The sequence below is a fragment of the Shouchella hunanensis genome, from assembly GCF_028735875.1.
GTDB lineage: Bacteria > Bacillota > Bacilli > Bacillales > Bacillaceae_D > Shouchella > Shouchella hunanensis.
Map to the genome: position 1 here is coordinate 1,056,174 of NZ_CP117834.1, position 21,439 is coordinate 1,077,612.

Annotated in this window: 19 protein-coding genes; 7 read left to right on the plus strand and 12 right to left on the minus strand. The window is 42.6% G+C overall.

The genetic code is table 11. The annotated features are described in order from the left end of the window. Positions 1 to 20: 20 nt before the first annotated feature. From PQ477_RS05570 to PQ477_RS05580, 3 genes are read left to right on the plus strand one after another with little or no spacing between them, the layout of a single operon-like run. Entirely contained in the window at positions 21 to 1,178 is a 1,158-nt protein-coding gene (locus PQ477_RS05570) for a Gfo/Idh/MocA family protein (protein WP_274273138.1), read from the plus strand. Between the two features lie 12 nt (positions 1,179 to 1,190). Next, complete coding sequence (locus PQ477_RS05575; protein ID WP_274273139.1) at positions 1,191 to 2,282, plus strand: Gfo/Idh/MocA family protein; 1,092 nt, start codon at positions 1,191 to 1,193, stop codon at positions 2,280 to 2,282. Then, entirely contained in the window at positions 2,279 to 3,127 is an 849-nt protein-coding gene (locus PQ477_RS05580) for an AraC family transcriptional regulator (protein ID WP_274273140.1), read from the plus strand. Before PQ477_RS05575 ends, PQ477_RS05580 begins: the two co-directional genes overlap by 4 nt. A 19-nt stretch (positions 3,128 to 3,146) precedes the next feature. On the opposite strand, the gene PQ477_RS05585 is transcribed toward PQ477_RS05580, so the two are convergent. From PQ477_RS05585 to PQ477_RS05625, 9 genes are all read right to left on the minus strand, one after another. After that, positions 3,147 to 3,926 (minus strand): sugar phosphate isomerase/epimerase family protein, encoded by a 780-nt coding sequence (locus PQ477_RS05585; RefSeq protein WP_274273141.1) that lies wholly within the window; start codon positions 3,924 to 3,926, stop codon positions 3,147 to 3,149. A 142-nt stretch (positions 3,927 to 4,068) separates the two neighbouring features. Next, on the minus strand, positions 4,069 to 4,899 hold the full coding sequence (gene kduI, locus PQ477_RS05590; RefSeq protein WP_035393663.1) for a 5-dehydro-4-deoxy-D-glucuronate isomerase: 831 nt from the start codon (positions 4,897 to 4,899) through the stop codon (positions 4,069 to 4,071). A 21-nt stretch (positions 4,900 to 4,920) separates the two neighbouring features. Further along, complete coding sequence (kduD, locus tag PQ477_RS05595; RefSeq protein ID WP_274273142.1) at positions 4,921 to 5,667, minus strand: 2-dehydro-3-deoxy-D-gluconate 5-dehydrogenase KduD; 747 nt, start codon at positions 5,665 to 5,667, stop codon at positions 4,921 to 4,923. 75 nt (positions 5,668 to 5,742) lie between these two features. Next, positions 5,743 to 6,495 carry a DeoR/GlpR family DNA-binding transcription regulator gene (locus tag PQ477_RS05600; protein WP_274273143.1) on the minus strand — a complete coding sequence of 251 codons (753 nt, stop codon included), beginning with the start codon at positions 6,493 to 6,495 and terminating at the stop codon, positions 5,743 to 5,745. A gap of 123 nt (positions 6,496 to 6,618) precedes the next feature. Next, positions 6,619 to 8,118 (minus strand): xylulokinase, encoded by a 1,500-nt coding sequence (xylB, locus tag PQ477_RS05605; RefSeq protein WP_274273144.1) that lies wholly within the window; start codon positions 8,116 to 8,118, stop codon positions 6,619 to 6,621. A gap of 29 nt (positions 8,119 to 8,147) precedes the next feature. Next, complete coding sequence (xylA, locus tag PQ477_RS05610; protein WP_274273145.1) at positions 8,148 to 9,473, minus strand: xylose isomerase; 1,326 nt, start codon at positions 9,471 to 9,473, stop codon at positions 8,148 to 8,150. A gap of 18 nt (positions 9,474 to 9,491) precedes the next feature. Further along, positions 9,492 to 10,313: a carbohydrate ABC transporter permease gene (locus PQ477_RS05615; RefSeq protein WP_035393668.1), complete on the minus strand. Its 822-nt coding sequence runs from the start codon at positions 10,311 to 10,313 to the stop codon at positions 9,492 to 9,494. Between the two features lie 12 nt (positions 10,314 to 10,325). Further along, positions 10,326 to 11,204: a carbohydrate ABC transporter permease gene (locus tag PQ477_RS05620; RefSeq protein ID WP_144560162.1), complete on the minus strand. Its 879-nt coding sequence runs from the start codon at positions 11,202 to 11,204 to the stop codon at positions 10,326 to 10,328. Positions 11,205 to 11,292: 88 nt separating this feature from the next. After that, positions 11,293 to 12,588, minus strand: coding sequence for an extracellular solute-binding protein (locus tag PQ477_RS05625; RefSeq protein WP_274273146.1), 1,296 nt, complete (start codon positions 12,586 to 12,588; stop codon positions 11,293 to 11,295). A 192-nt stretch (positions 12,589 to 12,780) separates the two neighbouring features. On the opposite strand from PQ477_RS05625, the gene PQ477_RS05630 reads away from it, so the two are divergent. Then, positions 12,781 to 13,962 carry an ROK family transcriptional regulator gene (locus PQ477_RS05630; RefSeq protein WP_035393788.1) on the plus strand — a complete coding sequence of 394 codons (1,182 nt, stop codon included), beginning with the start codon at positions 12,781 to 12,783 and terminating at the stop codon, positions 13,960 to 13,962. A gap of 161 nt (positions 13,963 to 14,123) precedes the next feature. After that, entirely contained in the window at positions 14,124 to 15,731 is a 1,608-nt protein-coding gene (locus PQ477_RS05635) for a glycoside hydrolase family 43 protein (RefSeq protein ID WP_274273147.1), read from the plus strand. 261 nt (positions 15,732 to 15,992) lie between these two features. Here the strand turns inward: PQ477_RS05635 and PQ477_RS05640 are convergent, their stop codons facing one another. The 3 genes from PQ477_RS05640 to PQ477_RS05650 form a co-directional block, all read right to left on the minus strand. Further along, on the minus strand, positions 15,993 to 16,679 hold the full coding sequence (locus PQ477_RS05640; protein WP_035393671.1) for a DUF1129 family protein: 687 nt from the start codon (positions 16,677 to 16,679) through the stop codon (positions 15,993 to 15,995). Next, a complete protein-coding gene (locus PQ477_RS05645) occupies positions 16,676 to 17,005 on the minus strand; it encodes a PadR family transcriptional regulator (RefSeq protein ID WP_035393672.1) in 330 nt (109 codons plus the stop codon). Before PQ477_RS05645 ends, PQ477_RS05640 begins: the two co-directional genes overlap by 4 nt. Before the next feature lie 126 nt (positions 17,006 to 17,131). After that, positions 17,132 to 18,436, minus strand: a complete 1,305-nt coding sequence (locus PQ477_RS05650; RefSeq protein WP_274273148.1) for an acyl-CoA thioesterase/bile acid-CoA:amino acid N-acyltransferase family protein — start codon at positions 18,434 to 18,436, stop codon at positions 17,132 to 17,134. A gap of 520 nt (positions 18,437 to 18,956) precedes the next feature. Between PQ477_RS05650 and PQ477_RS05655 the strand changes: the two genes are divergently transcribed. Together PQ477_RS05655 and PQ477_RS05660 are read left to right on the plus strand one after the other, a co-directional pair. Beyond that, on the plus strand, positions 18,957 to 20,003 hold the full coding sequence (locus PQ477_RS05655; RefSeq protein WP_274273149.1) for a LacI family DNA-binding transcriptional regulator: 1,047 nt from the start codon (positions 18,957 to 18,959) through the stop codon (positions 20,001 to 20,003). Between the two features lie 123 nt (positions 20,004 to 20,126). Further along, complete coding sequence (locus PQ477_RS05660) at positions 20,127 to 21,392, plus strand: extracellular solute-binding protein (RefSeq protein WP_052007612.1); 1,266 nt, start codon at positions 20,127 to 20,129, stop codon at positions 21,390 to 21,392. Positions 21,393 to 21,439: the final 47 nt, after the last annotated feature.

Sequence of the window (21,439 nt, forward strand, 5' to 3'; positions counted from 1 at the left end):
GATAAAAAGGAGACGATTGAATGGACATTGTACGCATTGGTATTATCGGGCTTGGTAATATGGGTACTTCGCACGCTTCTTACTTGTATCAAAACAAAATTGAAGGCGCTGTCATCGGGGCTTTTCTAGAGGAACGATCTGGGCGGGTGGCGGAATTACAACAACATTTTGATGCGATTCCTTTTTTTACAGATGAAGACGCCTTCTTCCATTCAGGGTTGTTTGATGCTGTATTAATCGCCACTCCTCACTATAGTCACCCTCGCCTCGCTCAAAAAGCATTCGCAAACGGGCTTCACGTTCTTTGCGAGAAACCTTCTGGTGTTTTCACGAGTGACGTACGTGAAATGAATGAAGCAGCCGCTAAAAGCGGTCTCGTCTTTTCCCTTATGTATAATCAACGAACGAAGCCTATCTATCAAACGTTGCGAAAGCTAATTCATGACGGTGAACTCGGATCGATTAGGCGAATGAACTGGATCATTACAAACTGGTATCGATCACAAAGTTACTACGATTCAAGTAACTGGCGCGCAACTTGGGCAGGAGAAGGTGGTGGTGTCCTTATTAATCAATGCCCCCATCAGCTCGACCTTTGGGGATGGTTACTTCAAATGGAGCCGAAGCGCCTGCGAGGGTTTTGTTCATTTGGTAAATATCGAGACATTGAGGTGGAAGACGAAGTAACGACCTACCTCGAATACGAAACAGGTGCGACCGGCGTCTTCATTACGACAACGGCTGAAGCACCCGGAACGAACCGGCTAGAAGTAACCGGAACGAGGGGAAAGGTCGTGATCGAGAACGATGAACTGACGTTTTGGCAGTTGGAAACAGAGGAACCCGCATTTAACCAATCGTACAAAGGTGGTTTCGGCGCACCAAACAGCCAACTTATTCCGATTGAAGTGAAAGAGGGTGCCACTGATCATGAAGGGATTACCCAAAACTTCGTCAATGCGATCCGAACAGGAGAGCCGTTGCTTGCGCCAGGTGAAGAAGGTATTTATGGGTTAACGCTTTCCAATGCGATGCAGCTCTCGACTTGGATTGATGATTGGGTGTCCTTTCCACTCGATGAATCGTTGTATGAAAAAGAATTAACAAAGCGCATTCAGCAATCTCAAGGAAAGAATCATGCTACTGAAACGACATTGGATGTGTCTGGTAGTCATTAAGGAGGGCCTATAGTGGGAAAGCAGGACGGCATGACGTATGCACCAAAAGGAAAACCAAACCAAGTTGTACAGCCAGGGGAATTTTTATTTGCAGCCATCGCTCTTGATCATGGGCATATCTACGGGATGTGTAATGGATTGATGGAAGCAGGCGGGACACTGGCAGCGGTTTATGACCCAGACCCAGAGAAGGTTGCCCGCTTTACCGACGCGTACCCTAGCGTTCGTGTTGCTTCATCTGAAAACGAGATTCTGACGAATTCCTCCATCCACTTGATTGCGGCGGCCGCCATCCCGTCTGAGCGAGCGAACCTTGGCATTCGCTCCATGGAAGCAGGTAAAGATTATTTTACCGATAAAACCCCTTTTACAAGCCTTGAACAACTCGAATTAGCGAAAGCAGCCGTTAAGCGAACAGGAAGAAAGTATATGGTCTACTTTAGCGAGCGTCTTCACGTGGAATCCGCAGTCTATGCAGGTGAACTCATTTCGAATGGAGCGATTGGTGATGTCATTCAAGTGACAGGCTTTGGTCCTCATCGACTTCAAGCAGACAATCGACCTGAATGGTTTTTTCAAAAAGACAACTATGGTGGCATCCTCTGTGACATTGGTAGCCATCAGATCGAGCAGTTTTTGTTTTATGCGGGTTGCTCAGACGCTCAGATTCTTCAGAGTAAGGTTGCGAATTACGCAAACCCATCCTTTCCCGAATTAGAAGACTATGGAGACGCCACATTAGTTGGGAATACAGGGGCAACTCAATTTTTTAAAGTGGATTGGCACACGCCTGATGGGTTAAGCACATGGGGCGACGGTCGAACGTTTATTACAGGAACAAAAGGGACGATTGAACTCCGCAAGTATGTGGATGTCGCGCGCGAGAAGAGTGGGGATCACCTTTACTTAGTCAATCAAGATGGTGAGCACCATTTGTCGCTGCAAGGAAAAGTCGGTTATCCGTTTTTTGGTGAACTCATTCTAGACTGCATCCATAGGACGGAGCGAGCCATGACCCAAGCACACGCTTTTAAAGCAGCAGAACTCTGTTTACTTGCGCAACAACAAGCCGTTCATCTTACCTCAAGGGAGAATGTCCGATGAGCGGGCTTCTCCCACTTAACGAACGATTAAACTTTACGTATCGGGCAAATCATAAAAATGTTCAGAGCCTCCCCTTTCATTCTCACGAACTCGCTGAAATTTACTATTTTCATCAAGGAAAATGCACGTATTTCATTGGCGATCAAATCTTACATTTACAGCCTGGCGATCTGATTTTAATGAACGGTTTAACACTGCACTGTCCGAAGTTATTTCGCGATCAGCCCTATGTCCGTTCCACCCTTCATTTTGATCAAGCTTATTTTCAACGTATTTTTGAAACAATGGGCTATCCGACTATGCTTGCAACATTCACTCAAGTGAAACCGCTCCTCCTTCCGTTTCGAGGAGCGGAAAAGGAGAAAGTGGAGGCCTATTTGAAACGATTAAACGATCGTCATCCTTTAAGAGAGTCAGATGAATTTGCTCGCTTTCAACTTGCTTTTATGGATTTCATCTCGTTTCTATCGTCTCATTCCGATAAGCATGGAGATCGGCCTTCATCTTATATGAGTCAAAAAGAGAAGACGGTGCAAGCCATCGTGGGGTTTATTGAAGCGAATTATCAAGAGGACTTAAAACTTGAGGCGATTGAGGTTGCGTTGCATATGAGCAAGTATCATTTGGCGAAAGTGTTTAAAGAAATGACTGGGGCAACTATTTTTAAATATTTATACCAACGACGGGTCAATCAAGCAAAAATTGAATTTCTTCTCCACCAGACAAGCGTTACAGAAGTCTGTTACCAAGTCGGCTTTAACTATCCGTCCCACTTCACAAAAGTGTTCAAACAATTAACAGGCTTGACACCTGAACAATACAAGCGCCAAGCCATCGCTGAGTAAGCTGGTTGCTTTCACCAGCTTACTTTTTTTGCTTTTGTTCCTGAAGCGCATCTGCATAACGGTGCAGGTTGCTTAGACTCAATCGTAAACTATCCATTGGCGCCATTTTGCATACATCTTGCTCGACGACGTACCACTCAATTCCATGCCGCTCTCCCCATTGTAAGAGCGGTGGGAAGTCAATGATTCCTTCACCTACTTCTGCAAACGTTCGGTCCTCATCTGCGGTCATATCTTTCAAATGGATAACCGGCATTCTTCCTTTGTAAGGCTCCACATAGGAAAGGGGATCATGCCCACCTTTTGCTACCCAAAATACATCAATCTCAGCAAGAATCGCATTATCCTCACGTGGCTCTAGTAAATAGGAGAGCGCATCCATTCCTTCAACCTGCGTTTCGAATTCAAACGCATGATTGTGATAGCCAATTCGTAACTCTGGTGCTGCTTTCGCTACCCCATTTAATGCCTTTTTCACTTCACGATACCCACTCTCCGTACGAAGAGACTCAGGCAAATACGGACAAAACACGTCAGTTGTCCCGTATTTTTTTGCTTCTTGTCTGACAAGATCGAGTTCGTTTGTCAAACGGTCAAATGAAACGTGCATCCCTGCCGTAGCAACACCATTCTTTTTTAAATGGTAGGCGACTTCGTCTTGATCATAGCCAGGTGGCAACCCAGAAAGTTGAATACCCGCATAGCCCATTTCCGCAATTTCTTGAAAAACAGGACCGATACCTGCCGATTTCAACTCATCCCTTACCGTAAATAACGTTGCAGCAAACTTATCTTTCATTGGATCAGCTCCTTACGCCTTTTCTCTTACTATAAAAGGATATTGGAGAAAACGCTTTTCTCTTACTATAAAAGGATATTGGAGAAAACGCTTTTCTCTTATTGGCTTACATCCCGATCTAGTAACACTAAATTGCTACACATTACGTTAACGCTTCCATTGGAACTGGATCCATATCGGTGAATGTATAATTCTCACCTGCCATGGCCCAAATAAATGTGTAATGACTTGTTCCCACACCGGAATGAATAGACCACGGTGGCGAAATAATCGCTTGTTCGTTTTTCACAATGATGTGACGGGTTTCGTTGGGCTGTCCCATAAGGTGCATAACCCTTGAAGCTGGCGCCATATCAAAGTACAGATACGCTTCCATTCGTCGATCGTGTAAATGAGCTGGCATCGTATTCCACATATTATTCGGCTCAAGTAACGTCATGCCAACCATGAGCTGGCAGCTTTGGATCCCTTCCTGATGAATATACTTATAAATGGTGCGGCGATTTGATTCTGCGTCTGTGCCAAGCTTAGTCGGCACCGCATCCGCGATCGGCAGTTTCTTCGTTGGATATGGTTGATGCGCCGTTGCAGAGACGAGATAGAACCGAGCCGGATCAGTCGCGTCCTTGCTTTCAAATTGGACCATTTCCTTCCCTTTTCCAATGTACAAGCAATCTCGTTTGACGAGGGAATAGGATTCCCCATCCACGTTCACTGTCCCTTCACCACCAATATTGATCACAGCGATTTCTCTCCGCTCTAAAAAATAAGCCGTTTTTAAGACATCGCCCCATTCCAATTGTAACGTTTTCTCTACAGGTACCGCTCCACCTATAACAAGTCGATCATAATGCGAATACGTCCATTGCAAGGTGTCTGTTTGGAACAGCGATTCAATTAAAAATGCTTTTCGAACCTCACTTGTGCTGTACGACTTAAAATCAATCGGATTCACTTCATACCGAATATCCATTCCCTCGCCTCTTTTCCTTCATTATGAACTTAACCATCCACCATCTACTGCAAGAATATGCCCATTCACATACGACGAAGCATCTGATGCAAGAAACACCACCGGCCCTTTTAAATCAGCAGGCTGCCCCCATCGCCCCATCGGAATTCGTGAAGAAATCGATTCATATCGTTGTTCATCGTTTCGAACCGCTTCTGTGTTGGACGTCACCATGTAACCAGGTGCAATCGCATTGACGCGAACCCCTTTCTTTCCCCATTCGTTCGCGAGAGATTTTGTCAATCCAGCAACCGCATGCTTGCTTGCCGCATACGCTGGAACACGTAAACCACCTTGAAACGAGAGCATCGATGCAATCGTAATAATGGAGCCTTGCCCTTGTTCCACCATTCGCTTCCCTACTTCTCTTGAAAGCGAAAAGACAGAATCCAAGTTGATTTGCATGACCGACCGCCACATCTCATCGGTAAACGCTTCTGCTTCTGCACGCTTAATCGTTCCTGCATTATTCACCAAAATGTCAACGCTTTCAAAAAGGTCAAACACTTGCTCAGCAAGATTTTCGGCTCCTTTTGCAGCGGCTAAATCGGCCTCTAGTCCAATAAAGGTACTGCCACACTGCTCTATAGCAGCCTTTGTCTCACTCATATCACTTACGCCAGCACCAATAATCGTTGCCCCTGCTTCTGCAAGGCCCATGGCCATCCCCTGACCTAGGCCACGACTGGTACCTGTTACTAAAGCAGTTTTTCCATTTAGTGAGAACAATCAATACCCTCCTAATGTTCATTTATGTTCGTTTAGGTTTGATAGTAGCACAATTATTCTCACTAGACAATCTTTTTAATACACTTGTATGCCTTGTTTAATCAACGCTGCTTTTATGGATTCGTCGATTTGCGTATCTGTCACAATCCTGTCAAGTGCGTTTACATCAGCAAATGTCATTAATCCGGTCTGACCAAATTTTGTTGAATCTGCCAGTAGAATCACTTCTTCTCCAGCAGTGATTATTTTTTTCTTCCATTCAATATGTTGTTGATTTAATACCGACAATCCATTCTTGACTGAGATACCAGTCGTGCCGATAAATGCTTTCTTTACATAAAAGGAATCAAGCATGTTCATTGTCTCTTTGCTATAAAGAGCAGAACTCGTTCCTTGACGAACGCCTCCTAGCATGATGAGTTGAATTTTTTCTTTCTGGTAGAGCACAGCTCCTACTTGAATGTCATTTGTAATAACCGTTAGTGGTTGATCGCCTAACGTTTCAGCAAATGCCACCGTAGTGCTGCCTCCATCTAGCAAGATGACGTCGTGATCCGCTAAGCATATCTTGGCTTTTAAAGCGATTTCCCTTTTCTTTTCGCCGTGGCTCTGCTGTCTTTTTTGAATGGGATACAAGCTTGTCTCTGTCTCTAGCAAAACGGCTCCACCATGTACACGCTTAAGGAAATGCTTGGCTTCAAGCGCCTCTAAATCAAGGCGGATGGTTTTTTCTGTTACGTTCAATTGCTTACTCGCTTCGGATACCCGGATGGACTTATGTTCAGCTAAATAAGCGAGTAAACGTTCATGCCGTTCAATCGTTAACATGCTTTTCACCTCATTAGTAAATATCGCACATAATCAAACATATGTAAACGTAGGCTTAAAACATCTTTATCATGCAAAAAAAGTAACCACCCTACCAACGAAGGATTGGTTACTCACCTGTTCTTATTTTCTAAACGTAGATAATTGTTCATTCAGTTCAGCCGTTTTCCCATATACCTGTTGATAGATGTTGAAAAGTTGCTGATACGTCTTTACGTTTGCTTCGTTAGGGATGAACTCTTGCTCAATGGACAGAAACGCATCGCCACATTCCTTCAAAGAGTTAAACCATCCACACCCATAAGCAGCAAGCATAGCAGCTCCCATCGCAGGGCCTTGCTCTGTTGACAACTTCACGACCTTGGCGTTAAAGATGTCGGCTTGAATCTGTAACCACGAGGCACTTTTTGCCCCACCACCAATGGAAACAATCGTTTCAATTGCTTTTCCATATTGTCTAAACAACGTCACAGATTCATGTAAGGAGAACGTAATGCCTTCGACAACTGCACGAACAAAATGGGCACGCTTATGACCACTGTCCATGCCGATAAAACTAGCTCGAATGGTCGCATCAGCATGGGGAGTTCTCTCACCTACAAGATAAGGTGTAAACAGCAAACCATTCGCTCCCGCCGATACTTCATCTAGTTCAGCGAGGACTTCATCAAAACGTTTTTCTTGCGCAAACGTTTCTTTAAACCATTGTAGACTGTAGCCAGCCGCAAGGGTTACCCCCATTGTATAAAAGCGATCTGCGACCCCGTGATGGAAATAGTGAACGTTGCCTTGAAAATCTTTGTCGTTGCTTTCTTCGTAAGAGAGGACCACACCAGACGTTCCAATACTGACGAGTGTTTTCCCTTCTTCATAAACACCTGCACCGATTGCGCCGCAAGCATTATCCGCTCCTCCAGCGAAAACGTTGGTATCCTTTGAAAGACCAGTACGTCGAGCGATCTCATCCGTTAATACCCCTACCTTGTCATGAGCGTTTACAAGTGGTGGAAACAGGGCTTTATCAAGACCCACTAATCTCGCAATCTCTTCACTCCAGCATGATTGTTTGACATCTAATAAAAGGGTACCAGCTGCGTCCGAATAGTCCATATGTAGCGCATTGGTCAGCTTGAGACGAAGATAATCTTTCGGTAAAAGAAAGCTTTTTGCTTGTTGAAATACCTCTGGCTCATGGTTTTTCACCCACAGCAGTTTCGGTAACGTAAACCCGTCTAAAGCTAGATTTTGCGTCAGCTCAAGCAGTTTTTCTCTGCCTACTTTTTCGTAAATCTCCTTGCACTCTTCTCCCGTTCTCGTATCATTCCAAAGAATGGCATGCCGTAATGGCTGTTGCTGTTCATCTAATAGAACAAGACCGTGCATTTGGCCAGAAAAGCTCATTCCTTCTATATCCAATGGATTGCCTGTAAAGAGAGTAACCATTTCGGCTAGCCCTTCTACTGTTTTCTCCACCCACTCGTTTGGATCTTGTTCGCTATACGCAGATTTATTTTGGATAAGGGGGTACGTTTTTGATCGCTCATGAACCGTTTCACCTTTACGGTTAACTAGAGTGATTTTCACCCCACTTGTTCCTAAATCAATGCCAATCACATACTTCACGTTATCACCACACCCAGCCCTAGGTTTTTCTATTGATCTGTGTACATTGTTAGTACGTATTGATTGATTATGGCTTTTATACGCTCGAGTTTTCCAGACGTTTGTTGGATTGTATCTAACGTATACGCATGTTGCTCTAATTCTTGTAAGCTAACCGTTCCCTCTACAATCTTCTTACCAATCCCTGTTGAATAACTTTGGTAGCGATCTTCAATAACTGCTTCAAGGGCGCCATCATTAAGCAGCTTTTGTGCTACTTTTAATCCGACCGCAAAGCTATCCATACCCGCTATATGCGCTTCAACTAGGTCTTCTGCTGCGAAGGAGCCTCTTCTCACTTTTGCGTCGAAGTTTAATCCTCCACGTCCAAGCCCTCCATTCTTTAAAATCTCATACATGGCAAGCGTTGTCGCATAGATGTCTGTTGGAAACTCATCTGTATCCCATCCTAACAGAGGATGACCTTGATTGGCATCAACTGAGCCAAGCATTCCATGTATACGTGCGTAGTGAAGTTCGTGCTCAAATGTATGACCTGCTAATGTCGCGTGATTGGCTTCAATGTTAAATTTAAAATCCTTCTCTAGTCCGTAGTGTTGGAGGAACGCGTAGCCACTCGCCACATCAAAATCATATTGATGGGAGGTAGGTTCTTTTGGCTTCGGTTCAATTAAAAACTGTGCATCAAACCCAATTTCTTTTGCGTACGCAACAGCTAAATGAAAGAAGCGTCCAAGATTATCGAGTTCCAATTTCATATCCGTATTCAAGAGGGTTTCATAGCCTTCACGCCCTCCCCAAAACACATAGTTTTCCGCACCGAGCTCTTTTCCGACTTCTAGCCCTTTTTTCACTTTAGCCGCAGCATAAGCGAACACATCCGCATGGTTGGACGAAGCAGCTCCATGGACAAAACGAGGGTGGGAGAAATTATTCACTGTATTCCACAATAGCTTTGTCTTGCTATCTTTCATATAGTCTTTGATCATAGCAACAATGACATCTTGATTTTTATTGCTTTCCTTCAGGTTTTCTCCTTCCGGTGCAATGTCTACATCATGAAAACAAAAGTAAGGCACGCCTAATTTTTCAAAGAACTCAAACGCTGCTTCTACCCGAGCCTTAGCCAAATCAAGACCCTTTAAATGATTCCACGGTCTAATCGCCGTTCCTACTCCAAACGGATCTGTTAAATCTTCTGTAAACGTATGCCAGTAGGCTACACCAAATCGTAAATGCTCTTCCATCGTCTTATCGCCAATAACCTCTTCTGCATTGTAAAATTTAAAGGCAAATGGATTGGTTGAATGCTTCCCTTCGTAGCGAACGTTTGATACCGTTGAAAAATAAGTCATTGTTCATTCCTCCTATAGTTATCCTTTAACAGCACTAGATGAAATCCCTTCCACAATCTTGTTACTAAAAAAGAAAAATGCGATTAAAATCGGTAACACACTAATGACGAGCGTTGCTCCAATAGCGCCCCAATCCGTCATATACTGCCCAACAAAGTTTTGGATACCGACCGTTAACGTTTTGTATCGGTCGGAACTAATAAACGTATTCGCAAAGACGAACTCATTCCAGTTGTAAATCATATTGATAATCGCCGTTGTTGATAAAACGGGAATGGTCAGCGGCAAAATAATGGTGAAAAAGAGCCGATGTAAGGAAGCGCCGTCAATAATAGCAGCCTCTTCAATTTCTTTTGGAATCGTATAATAAAATCCTAGCAGAATCATCATCGTAATCGGCAAATTATAAGCCGTATAGGTTAAAACGATTGCCCAAGGATTATCAATAATCCCGGCATCTAGAAACATACTAAACAATGGAATGAGCGACGAATGAATGGGAATCATTAACCCGATCATAAACAGCCCAAGAACGAGCTTATTTAGCTTCCAATGCATTCTCGTAATAACGAACACGGCCATACTGGCAAAAAGTAGTGTAAAGAAAATCGATACTGTCGTAATCCAGACACTATTAAAAAAGTAATTACCAATACCCGCTTCCCAGACGCTGTAGTAATTTTCCCATTTAATCGCTTGCGGTAGCGCAAATGGATTCCCTGCAAAAATTTCACGGTTGTCTTTTAAAGAAAAGAGAAACAGCCACACAATAGGGAACACTTGAATGATGGCTACGATACTCAAGCTCCCATATAACAGGAAGTAACCGAGTTTTTTCATACAATCACCTCGTTAATATTGGATATCTTCTTTATTCGCAGTTAATCTGCGAACGATATAGGTGACGATTAAGGTAATAACTAGAAGAGCAAAACCGACTGCACTACCGTAGCCAAAGTTATAGCTGCCAAAAGCGAGTTTATACATATAAGAAGCCATCACTTCGCTTGCTCCGTTAGGTCCTCCGCCAGTCATGACGAAAATTAAATCAAAGTATTTTAGTGAGCCTACAACGGCTAGAACGATTGTGACTTTAATCACACCCATAATTAATGGAAGCTTAATTCGAAGCGCAATTTGCAACGGACTCGCGCCATCGATCTTTGCTGCTTCAATAATGGTTTCTGGTATCCCCTTTAAAGCTGCATAATAAATCAGAATATAAAATCCAGCGTACTGCCAAAGTATCGGAATAAAGATGGAATAAAGAACAATCGATGGATCCGCAAGCCATAGCGGTGGATTTTCCACTCCGATCCAGCCCAACATGGTATTGAGCATTCCGTTTGAAGGGTTATAAATCTTAATCCATAGCTGAGCAATCGCCACGGAAGATAGAAGCATCGGAATTAAATACACTTTACGGAATACATTGGCACCTTTAATTTTTGACGCTAGTATAAGCGAGACGGCTAGGTAGAGAAGTAAACTTAAAGTTGAAAACAATGCTAGCAAAAACGAGTGACCGGCACTCTGCCAAAAAGTAGCATCTTGTACAACGTTTATGTAGTTGTCAAGACCAATAAAACTCATTGCGCCTATCCCATCCCAGCTCATTAAGCCATAATAGCCAGTCAAAAGAAGTGGGATAAAGATTAATACCGTCAGTAACAATAGGGCTGGAAGAAGGTAGAGGGTTATAAACCACTTATTCGACATCACTTTGTTCATTTCACACACCCCCAATTTCAAGAAATGAAAAGGGCTCTTCTTTATTAAAAAAGCCCTTTTGTTCGAAACGATGGATCATGTACGTGTACTATTCATCTGCTAAAGCGTTTTCATTTGCTTCTGCAAATTCTTCAGGTGTTATTTCTAATCCGAATAAGGACTGAATCAAATCAAGATGTGTTTGGGCTGTCGCTGCTGACATTTGAACATCTGCATAAAGGGTTAAATTCGTCGCTTCATTCAAGTCATTTAAAACATCTACATACATGTCAGGTAAGTCTAGAGCATCACTGTCTACTGTTGTTGCAGGAAGTACGCCAGCTTCAGAAACCGCTCGCTCTCCCCATTGCTCTACAAAATACGTAGCAAACTGCTTCGATTCTTCTTTTACATCTGAGTCTTCACTGATAAATAAACCAACACCAGGTCCACCAACATAGCTCTTTGCATCGCCAGAACCATCTACAGTCGGAAACGTAAAATACCCGACACTGTCTCTAAATTCCTGAGGAATGTCTTCATTTGTTGTAAAATTCGGTAAATCCCACGTCGCAATCATGTACATAGCTGCTTGCTCGTTCATAAACATGCTCTTCGCTTCTTCATCTGCTAATCCGTTAAACCCACTCACAAACGAATCATTCTCGACCATTTCTTGGATTTTTGCCGCCGCTTCAACGAGGGCTTCATCTTCAAACGAACCAGAACGATCAATGGCACTCGTTAAGGTTTCACTACCGCCAATTCGATCTGCAAAGTACATATACCACATGGATCCGGTCCAGCGATCGCCATTCCCTAAAGCAATAGGATTGACATTCTCTTCCTTCAAGGTGTTGATCACTTGTTCAAATTCTTCATACGTTTCAGGCACTTCTAACTGGTAGTCATCAAAAATGGATTTATTGTAGTAAATGTATACTGTGTTTAATTCAAGCGGTAAACCGTATGTTTCTCCTTCTTTTTCATAGGCTTCAAGTGTCCCTGCAACAAACTCTTCTCTTAGTCCGTCTTCCAATAAATCATCTAACGGCGCAAATTTATTCCCCTCCACAAAGGGGTCTAAATAACCTGCTGCCCACGTCATTCCAACATCCGGAAGACTATTGGAAGCAGATAAGATCGTAATTTGATCTTTGTACTGCTCGTTACTTAGTACTTGCATATCAACAGAAATACCGCTCTCTTCCTCAAAATCAGCTACGATCTCATTGACAATACGATGGTGTTCAGCGGAACTCCCTTGTGGCCATAGATGCATAAATTCAATTGTTTCCGCCCCCCCGTTGCTTGCTTCACCACCAGAACCATTTGAACACCCTACTGCAAGAAGTGACACTAAACTACAAGTCGACATTAATGTAATCGCTTTCTTTTTGTTCATGATCTTCCTCCTTAACGTATTTTGAGATGGTGGAACGAATGTCAAAATTAGAATAGCATGCAAAACTTAGTTTGTCTAGTAGATAAACTAAGTGTATAATGAATAAATAAAGTATCATTTTCGATGGCGTTTCGTGTTTTCGTACATTATAGTGTACCTAATAGTACTCGTTATCTTGAAGGGATTGATTTTTTGATTAAGACGTACAATCAGCATGTAGTGAAACAGCGAAACAAGTCCATTATCTTGCAACTCATTAAGGAATCTTCCCCGATTTCAAGGGCTGATATAGCAAATCAAACTGGCCTCAACAAAGGAACTGTTTCATCGTCCGTTAGTGAACTTCTTGACAATGAACTCATACTTGAATTAGGTCCAGGCTTATCAAATGGCGGACGCAAACCCGTTATGCTGTTGTTTAACCAGGAAGCCGGCTACTCAATCGGGATTGATATTGGCGTTAACTATATTCTTGCGATTCTCACGGATCTACAAGGAACAATTGTTTACGAAAAGCAAATTGATATTGACGAGTTCCCATTTCCAACGGCAACACAAGTCCTTTTCTCTTTAATTGATGAGTTACTCTCTGTTACGCCTAAAAGTCCGTACGGGGTTATTGGGATTGGGATTGGTGTCCCAGGCATGATAAACAAAGATGGTGAGATTTTACTTGCTCCAAACCTGAATTGGAAAAACGTCACGATTAGTAAGCTCGTCGAAGAGAAGTACAATATTCCTGTTACGATTCATAATGAAGCCAACGCAGGTGCTTATGGCGAAAAACGATTTGGTGCTGGTCAAGAGTACCGAGATGTTATTTATATCAGTGTGGGCATCGGGATTGGTGTAGGGCTTATCTTAAATAACCAACTTTACCTAGGACAACACGGACTGTCAGGTGAGCTTGGACATATGACCATTGATAAAGACGGACCTGTTTGCACCTGTGGAAATAAAGGGTGTTGGGAACTATTCGCTTCAGAAAAAGCGTTAGTACGTAAAGGAAAAGAAGCTGGGCTGACCCCTCTCAACCAAAAATCACTTTCACTCGAGACCATTGTCCAATTGGCAGAAAAAGGCGACGTACAGACCATTGAACTTATTCAACTCATTGGAAAAAATTTAGCTATCGGTATTACGAACATTATTAATGTCTTCAATCCTGAGCAAATTATCATTGGGAACCGCCTAGCTGTTTTGCACAAGTGGCTTTCAGATGACATTATGGCTCATCTCGAACAATCGTCTCTGTCAAATCAAACATCGGCTACGCAGCTACAGTTTTCTAAATTGGAAAAACGATCTGCCGCGCTAGGTGTTGCTGCTTTTTCCAGTGAGCATTTTATCAACCATTTTCTAGAGCACAATTAACTCGGTTGTTTAAAGTCATGGATGGAGGTGATCAGTCGTTCTTGCTCGTACAAAAACAGAAGGAGTATAGCTTGTTCATACAGGAATCCCTAGAACTGGCTATTTCCTGCTCACCCTATTGTTAGCGCTTTCAACTATTATGTAAAGGTGGAATTATTGCTATGACAACGATTCAAAACCCTATTTTAACTGGATTCAACCCTGACCCAAGTATTTGTCGAGCTGGAGACGATTACTACATTGCCGTCTCGACTTTTGAATGGTTCCCAGGTGTAGGCATTTATCATTCGAAGGATTTAAAAAACTGGAAGCTCGTTGCAAGACCCCTTAATCGACTATCCCAGCTAAATATGAGCGGAAATCCTGATTCAGGTGGTGTATGGGCCCCTGCTTTGTCCTATTCAGACGGGAAATTCTGGTTAATTTTCACAGATGTTAAGGTCGTGGCCGGACAATGGAAGGACTGCCATAATTACCTCGTTACGTGCGATACAATCGATGGCGACTGGTCTGATCCCATTCACTTAAACAGTTCCGGCTTTGATCCATCGCTGTTCCATCATGAAGACGGTAGAAAATATTTCGTTAACATGGTATGGGATCACCGTATACCCAATCATTCTTTCTACGGCATTGTTCTACAAGAATACGACCCAGTGAAACAGACATTAGTTGGAATAAAAGAAGTGATTTTCAAAGGAACAGACATGAAACTAACGGAAGCTCCTCATCTTTATTTCATTAATGGCTATTACTATTTGTTAACGGCAGAAGGTGGGACGCGTTTCGAACACCAGGCAACAATCGCTCGGTCAAAAGATTTATGGGGCCCTTATGAAGTGCACCCAGAAAATCCATTACTGACGTCGTATCCATATCCTAAAAACAAGCTTCAAAAAGCTGGCCATGCGTCCATCGTCCACACGCACACGGATGAATGGTTTCTTGTTCACCTTACTGGCCGACCGTTACCTAGGAATGGTCAACCCTTACTGGCACCGAGAGGCTATTGTCCACTAGGAAGAGAAACAGCGATTCAACGCCTAGAATGGAAAAACGATTGGCCTTATATGGTCGGGGGAAATGAGCCCTCCCTTCAGATTGAAGGACCTGCTATGACAGAATACCCGTTTGAACAAGAAGACCAAACCGATCATTTTGACAAAGAGACGTTACCTATGAATTACCAAACGTTACGCATCCCTCTAGACAAAAAGTGTCTTTCTCTGCAAGATCGTCCTGGACACTTGCGTCTGTATGGAAAAGAATCGTTAACATCGAAATTTACACAATCATTTGTAGCAAGAAGATGGCAACATTTTCACTTTAAAGCTGAAACAAAGGTCCATTTTCAACCAGAAACCTTTCAACAAGCTGCGGGACTTGTAAACTATTACAACACAGAGAATTGGACCGCTCTGCAAGTCACCTACAACGAAGAAAAAGGCAGAGTGCTTGCACTTACAGCCTGCGACAATTTCTCTTTTTCACAACCACTAGGGAATCAAGAGATCCCCATCCCAAATGAAGTGGAAGATGTCTATTTACGTGTTACCGTCGAAACCGAAACGTATCATTACTCTTACTCGTTCGATGGTGTACATTGGACAAGAATAAACATACTCTTTGATTCTTATAAACTATCGGACGATTATGTTCGTGGGGGAGGCTTTTTCACTGGCGCTTTTGTCGGGATGCAATGCCAAGATACATCAGGCGAGAGTCTTCCAGCTGACTTTGATTACTTCACTTATGAGCCACTCGACTAATAAAGTGGAAGAGGCTGGGACATAACGAAAAGTAGTATTTGAAAAGACGAATAGTCTAAAATATGCTGAGTAGCACTGCTACAGGAGAATCCTTCGCTTTCCGGGGACACGGCCTCAGCCTCCTCCGTGGAAAACCGCCACTCCGAGTCTTCAGACACGTGCTGATCCCCCAGGAGTCTTCGGATTCTCCTTCCGCTCATTTTCATATAAAACAAACGACGAACGTTCCTATTTTTAGGAATGTTCGTCATTTTGGTCTGTCTATCTACTTTTGTCCCAGCCTTTTATGATTTTTAGAATAAGGTACAAGAGACCACCGACTACGACATAAATCCACCAGTCTAAAGAAAGCTCAGGCCCGAAACTTGGAACAAATGTATAGAACAAAAACAGCGGGACAAACCAAAGCATGCCATATAAGCCACCTTTTAGGATCATCCAAGTATCGCTTTTCTTCTGATCTGGTTTAAATAGAGACTGTCGAACGAAACCAAACACCATGCTAATTGCCAAAGGAATCGAAAACCCTACATAGATGGCAATGACAAGCGCGTTCCCTAGTGAAATCGTCTGGTTAAAGTCAAAAAAGAGTGGCAAGAGGCCATTTACTGCGCCTTGTATAATAAAAATAAAGGCAAGTGTACTGAAGAACGCATCAGCGACTACCGCTAGCTGGTGCTTCTTTTTTTCACGTGGTAAGTGAGCAATAAGTTCTTCTGCATAGGCTTTCGGATTCTCACCAAATAGATCATAAGCGGTCTTTCCTTCTTTCTCCGCTTCTAGTAAATGATCTAATATATCCATTAACAATTCCTCTGCTTGCTGTTCAGCTATTCTTAAATCCGTTCGAAAATACAAAAGGAAATCTTCATAAACCTGTTGATTCCTTTCAGATAACGCTTCTCGCTTTTCGTTGTTCAGTTCAATTAATTCTTCTGTATACGTCATGTTTCATCCTTCCTTCCAAGAAGCTCGTTCACAGGGGTAACAATCGTGTTCCATTGTTGAATAATACTGTTCAATTCCTCTTCCCCCTCCTTCGTTAAGTAGTAATACTTTCTTTTTGGTCCTGATGGGGAATCCTTTAATTCACTAAAGATAAAGCCTTTCTTCTGTAGACGAAGCAGCACAGGGTAAATCGTCCCATCGCTTATTTCAGGTAGCCCTACTTCTTGTAACCTCACTGCTAATTCGTACCCATAAACCTCGTCTTCTTTAATAATCGTCATCACACACGCGTCTAAGATTCCTTTTAGAATTTGTGTTCTTGACATCTAGTCACCTACTAACTATATGGTATTACCAAGTAGTAATGATTTTAGCAGCTACTCGGTATTACCAAGTAGCTGTCTTTATCTTATATGATCGGACCAACATTATCAAGAAGAAGTTTGGTTTTTTTACCGATCTCCTTTTAGCTGCTCTTTTAAAAATTGCAGCGTTTCCTCCCATGATTGCTCTGCTATTTTCGCATTTTGCTTCTTTGTCCCTCCAAACATTATCGTCATATTATAGTTGGTACTCGCGATTGTTTGTGGAAGATGAGGCAGACCGCTCGGAAACGCCGAAAAGTGTCCTGCTCCCGAGTGTTTAATATAGATGTGGTTGTCAGCATATTCGTGACCCTGTAACGCTTTTTGTATTCGCTCCATAAAAAATACCGCAGGTTGAACATGATCATCTGTACCGGCAAAGACCATGATCGGCGCTTTTATCTCTGTAACTGGAATCGAGTGTGCCTTCATTTTTTCTTCGTCTTTTAAATTCTTCTCCATTGTTGAGAGCATGGAATAAGGTTTTTTTGTTATCCAATGGCGGAAAAAGGAAACGGTATCTTTTAGGCTTCTTTCAGTTTTTAAGAAACCAAGCGGTACGTTATTGTGTGTCCAAGCTGACTTGGACGTAAGCTGAAAGTTGACCATTCCTGAGAACAGAATGGAGCTCGGGGCGCTTGCGATCACCGCTTTTAGTTTTGGATACTTTGAAGCATATAGAAGAGCCAATTCAGAACCTCTTGAATGTCCGATTAAACCGAATGTAGATGCATCAATAAACGGTTTGTTTTCTAAAAAACGATAGGCTCGATTCACATATTCGAGGGGAATCTCTTCAATCCCCTTTGGTAAATTCCCCTGACCAAAATACGCTAGTGCAATGACACCATACCCTTGTGCAGCAAGCAAAGCAGCTGCTCCTTCGTGCACACTACCGTCAGATCCTCCCAAAATCACAATACCTGGCAGGTTTTTTTTCTCTTTCGGATAATACAGAGATCCTACCAGCTTCCCTTCTAAACATTCTTCCACTACTTGTTCTTCTTTAAAAGTTCGTGTAAATGTTTGTTCTGCAATCACCTTTCCTCTTTCATCAGAAGCCTTTATGTAAAATGAAATTGGCGATGCACTATGTTTTTTAAATAGGTGTTCTTTTTGGTCTTTCGCCTTCATGGACCAAAATAATCCGGATGCGTCAACGGTTTGATAGTCTCCAGATAAAGGCGCTTGAGTCGCTACATCAAGCATCCCGTTTGAATTCGTTTTAAATGTTGCTTCTGATCGAAACATGCGATTATCTTCATCCATCGTTTGTACCATCAGTTTCACTTTCTCATTTGCCTGTTGTGTTTTTAACTTGATTGAAATGGAATCGACAATGTTTGCTGTTTCCGCCATGCAGAACGTAGGGTGAACCTCTATTTGATTCAAAATAAACCCCTCCTCATTATGAGAATACTCCGTATTTTACTCTCCTCTATTCTTACCCACTCACTACTTGTTGACCAATCCTATACGATGAACACTACTCCTACTACGAATCAAGCATGATATCGGTTTCAATACACCTTGAGCAGTTACGATGAGTTTAGTAAAACACTATCGTTTAAGGGGCCATTTACGCTTTCTATTCCCCTGTTTTACTTTACGCAAATGCTTGCTTAAACCGAGTAACTCTGCTATCTTCTAACTAAGTTGCAGTCTATCGAAAGAACTAGCTTATCTATAAAGAGATTGGTAGAATCGGACCTACGGGCATCTGATTGTCCCAATGAGCGTAACCACCCTTCGATAGGGACATCGACTTTGGGTGTTTTTTTCTGTCCTATTCCCCCTCTAAGAGACGATTTACTCAACCTTCTGTCTTCCATTCTTACATATGAACAACTAACAAAATTTGATATAATACTAACATAACTAACAAAATCAGACAGGTTCAGGCGGTGTAAATATGAGTCAAAGGAAAGTTACCATGCAGGTCATTGCCGATACTGTAGGTGTGTCTAAATACGTAGTGTCAAAAACATTAAATAATAAGCTTGGTGTAAGCGAGGCGACTAGACAGAAAATTTTATTCACCGCAAAACAACTCGGCTATTCTAAAGATGGTCCCTCAGAAGGTCCAAGCCTACCATTAGAGACAGAAATCGAAAATGGGTATATTCTAGTTGTGCTGCCAAACTATGAATATCAAAGCATCTCTTACACATATTGGGGGACTGTATTCCAAGGCATATCCCTTCATATCCAAAGTAAAAAAGCCGGTATGATTGTCATTACAAGTGAAATGGATTTAACCAAAAAAGTAGATGTGGCAAATTTAATTGGCATCATCACAGTCGGAACGCTAGATGAGCAAACCTTACTTGCGTTATCCACTTACAATCTACCTATTGTTACATTAGATCACGAAGCTAGGATTATTCGTACCGACAGCATCTTCATGGATAACCTCGGCGGTATTGAGCGGATGACCGATCATTTAATCGGTTTGGGACATAAGCAGTTACTGTTTATCGGTAATATCCATTATTCCCAAAGCTTCTACGAGCGTTGGACCGGTTTTCGCAATTCGTTAGAGAAAGCAGATATAGCGATTGCACAAGGCAACCAAAAGGTTCTAACGATTCCTTACAACGATGATATGGAAGTCGCTCTCCAACAACACTTTGAAGAACTCGGAATTCATTCTACTCATTTCCCAACAGCTTTCGTTTGCGCAAACGATCACATTGCAAGACGTATGATTGTACTATTAGAAAAGAACGGCTTGGCATGCCCGAAGGATGTTTCAGTCACTGGCTTTGACTCCCTTGAAGAAGACAAGCATCTCTCACCTACACTCACAACCGTTCAAGTATTAAAACAAGTGATGGGCCGCCGAGCAGTCGACCGCCTTATCTGGCGTGCTAAAAATAGAGACTACCCACCTGAAAAGCTCTTAATAGTCGGAGATATCGCTTTTAACGAATCAATAGACACACCAAAAAAACGATGAGCCTTGTCTCATCGTTTTTTCACTATTTAAAAATAAAGCGTTTACATATTGATTGCGAAGTGATATGTTTATCAACAATAACAAAATAAACTAACAAAGCTAACAAAATCAGGAGGGGTTTATATGGTTCGTTCTGTACTTAAATCTTTAGTGGCGATTGGAAGTATCGGTTTGGTGGCGGCTTGTTCTTCCGGCTCTAGTTCAAGTGAGTCCACTGGAGGAGGAGACATTACATTAACAATGTGGCTTTGGCCTGGGATGGGGTTTGCGGAAAAAGCTGCCCAATACGAAGAAGAAAACCCAGGAATCAACATTAATATTCAAGAGGCTGAATACGCTGATGCACACCAAAACCTGATTACCGCACTTGCTGCTGGTTCTGGTGCTCCTGATATTTCTGGTGTAGATGAAGGGTACCTTGAGCGTATTAAAGAAAGCAGTCACTTGTTCTACGATCTATCCGATTATGGGGCTGCCGATTTAGAAGGCGACTATCTCGATTGGAAATGGAACCAAGCCTCTTCTGATGACGGTTCTGTTATCGGTATTCCTACCGATATCGGTCCAATGGCCATGGCCTATCGTGTGGATTTATTCGAAGAAGCAGGCTTACCTACAGATCCAGATGACGTTGCTGAAGCAATGGGTACATGGGACGATTACATCGAAGCTGGTAAGCAGTTAAAAGAAGAGACAGGTAGCTTCATGTTTAGCGATGTAGCAGATATGTATTCTGCGATTCGTGAGCAAGGGGATAAACAATATTTTGAAACAGACGGCACCTTAATCATTGAAGATAGCCCACAAATTTTAAAAGCGTGGGATAAGTCGATTGAAGCAATGGACATTCAAGCCAATATTGAACGTCAGACACCTGAATGGGGTGCAGCCATTGCAAATGGTGATTTTGCGACGGTTTTCCTTCCACCTTGGATGCTGCAAAATATTAAAAACGACGCGCCTGATACTGCTGGTTTATGGGACATCGCGTTAATGCCTGAAGGCTCAGGGAACTGGGGCGGCTCTTTCTTAACAATTCCGTCTCAAAGCGATCATCCAGAAGAAGCCTATGCGTTTATCACTTGGCTCATGTCGCCTGATAATCAATTAGATATTTTTGAAGCAAACGGGAACTTTCCTTCCACTCCTGGAATTTATGATGAACCAGCTGTGAAAGAACTCGATGACGGCTTCTTTATTCGAGATGATATTGGCGCTATTTTTGCAGAGGCCGCCACCCTTGTTAAAGATGTGTATCGAGCTCCAGATACCGCTCCGATTAACACGATTATGCAAGATGCTCTTGGAACTGTAGCCGATGGTGTAGCAGAACCTGAAGCGGCATGGGACAGTGCCATTCAAGAAGTGAACCGTCAAACGTCGCGTTAGGTAACAGTGGAGACAGCGTAGGTCATCTTACGCTGTTTCTTATGAAC

What these genes read in the sequence shown, in the direction of transcription:
- PQ477_RS05640 (WP_035393671.1), bottom strand. Translation starts at nt 16,679, where the DNA reads ATGACGTATACAGAAGAATTAATTGAACTGAACAACGAAAAGCGAGAA.
- PQ477_RS05570 (WP_274273138.1), top strand. Translation starts at nt 21, where the DNA reads ATGGACATTGTACGCATTGGTATTATCGGGCTTGGTAATATGGGTACT.
- xylA (WP_274273145.1), bottom strand. Translation starts at nt 9,473, where the DNA reads ATGACTTATTTTTCAACGGTATCAAACGTTCGCTACGAAGGGAAGCAT.
- PQ477_RS05585 (WP_274273141.1), bottom strand. Translation starts at nt 3,926, where the DNA reads ATGAAAGATAAGTTTGCTGCAACGTTATTTACGGTAAGGGATGAGTTG.
- PQ477_RS05645 (WP_035393672.1), bottom strand. Translation starts at nt 17,005, where the DNA reads ATGTCAAGAACACAAATTCTAAAAGGAATCTTAGACGCGTGTGTGATG.
- PQ477_RS05625 (WP_274273146.1), bottom strand. Translation starts at nt 12,588, where the DNA reads ATGAACAAAAAGAAAGCGATTACATTAATGTCGACTTGTAGTTTAGTG.
- PQ477_RS05655 (WP_274273149.1), top strand. Translation starts at nt 18,957, where the DNA reads ATGAGTCAAAGGAAAGTTACCATGCAGGTCATTGCCGATACTGTAGGT.
- kduI (WP_035393663.1), bottom strand. Translation starts at nt 4,899, where the DNA reads ATGGATATTCGGTATGAAGTGAATCCGATTGATTTTAAGTCGTACAGC.
- PQ477_RS05660 (WP_052007612.1), top strand. Translation starts at nt 20,127, where the DNA reads ATGGTTCGTTCTGTACTTAAATCTTTAGTGGCGATTGGAAGTATCGGT.
- PQ477_RS05580 (WP_274273140.1), top strand. Translation starts at nt 2,279, where the DNA reads ATGAGCGGGCTTCTCCCACTTAACGAACGATTAAACTTTACGTATCGG.
- PQ477_RS05635 (WP_274273147.1), top strand. Translation starts at nt 14,124, where the DNA reads ATGACAACGATTCAAAACCCTATTTTAACTGGATTCAACCCTGACCCA.
- PQ477_RS05600 (WP_274273143.1), bottom strand. Translation starts at nt 6,495, where the DNA reads ATGTTAACGATTGAACGGCATGAACGTTTACTCGCTTATTTAGCTGAA.
- PQ477_RS05615 (WP_035393668.1), bottom strand. Translation starts at nt 10,313, where the DNA reads ATGAAAAAACTCGGTTACTTCCTGTTATATGGGAGCTTGAGTATCGTA.
- PQ477_RS05620 (WP_144560162.1), bottom strand. Translation starts at nt 11,204, where the DNA reads ATGAACAAAGTGATGTCGAATAAGTGGTTTATAACCCTCTACCTTCTT.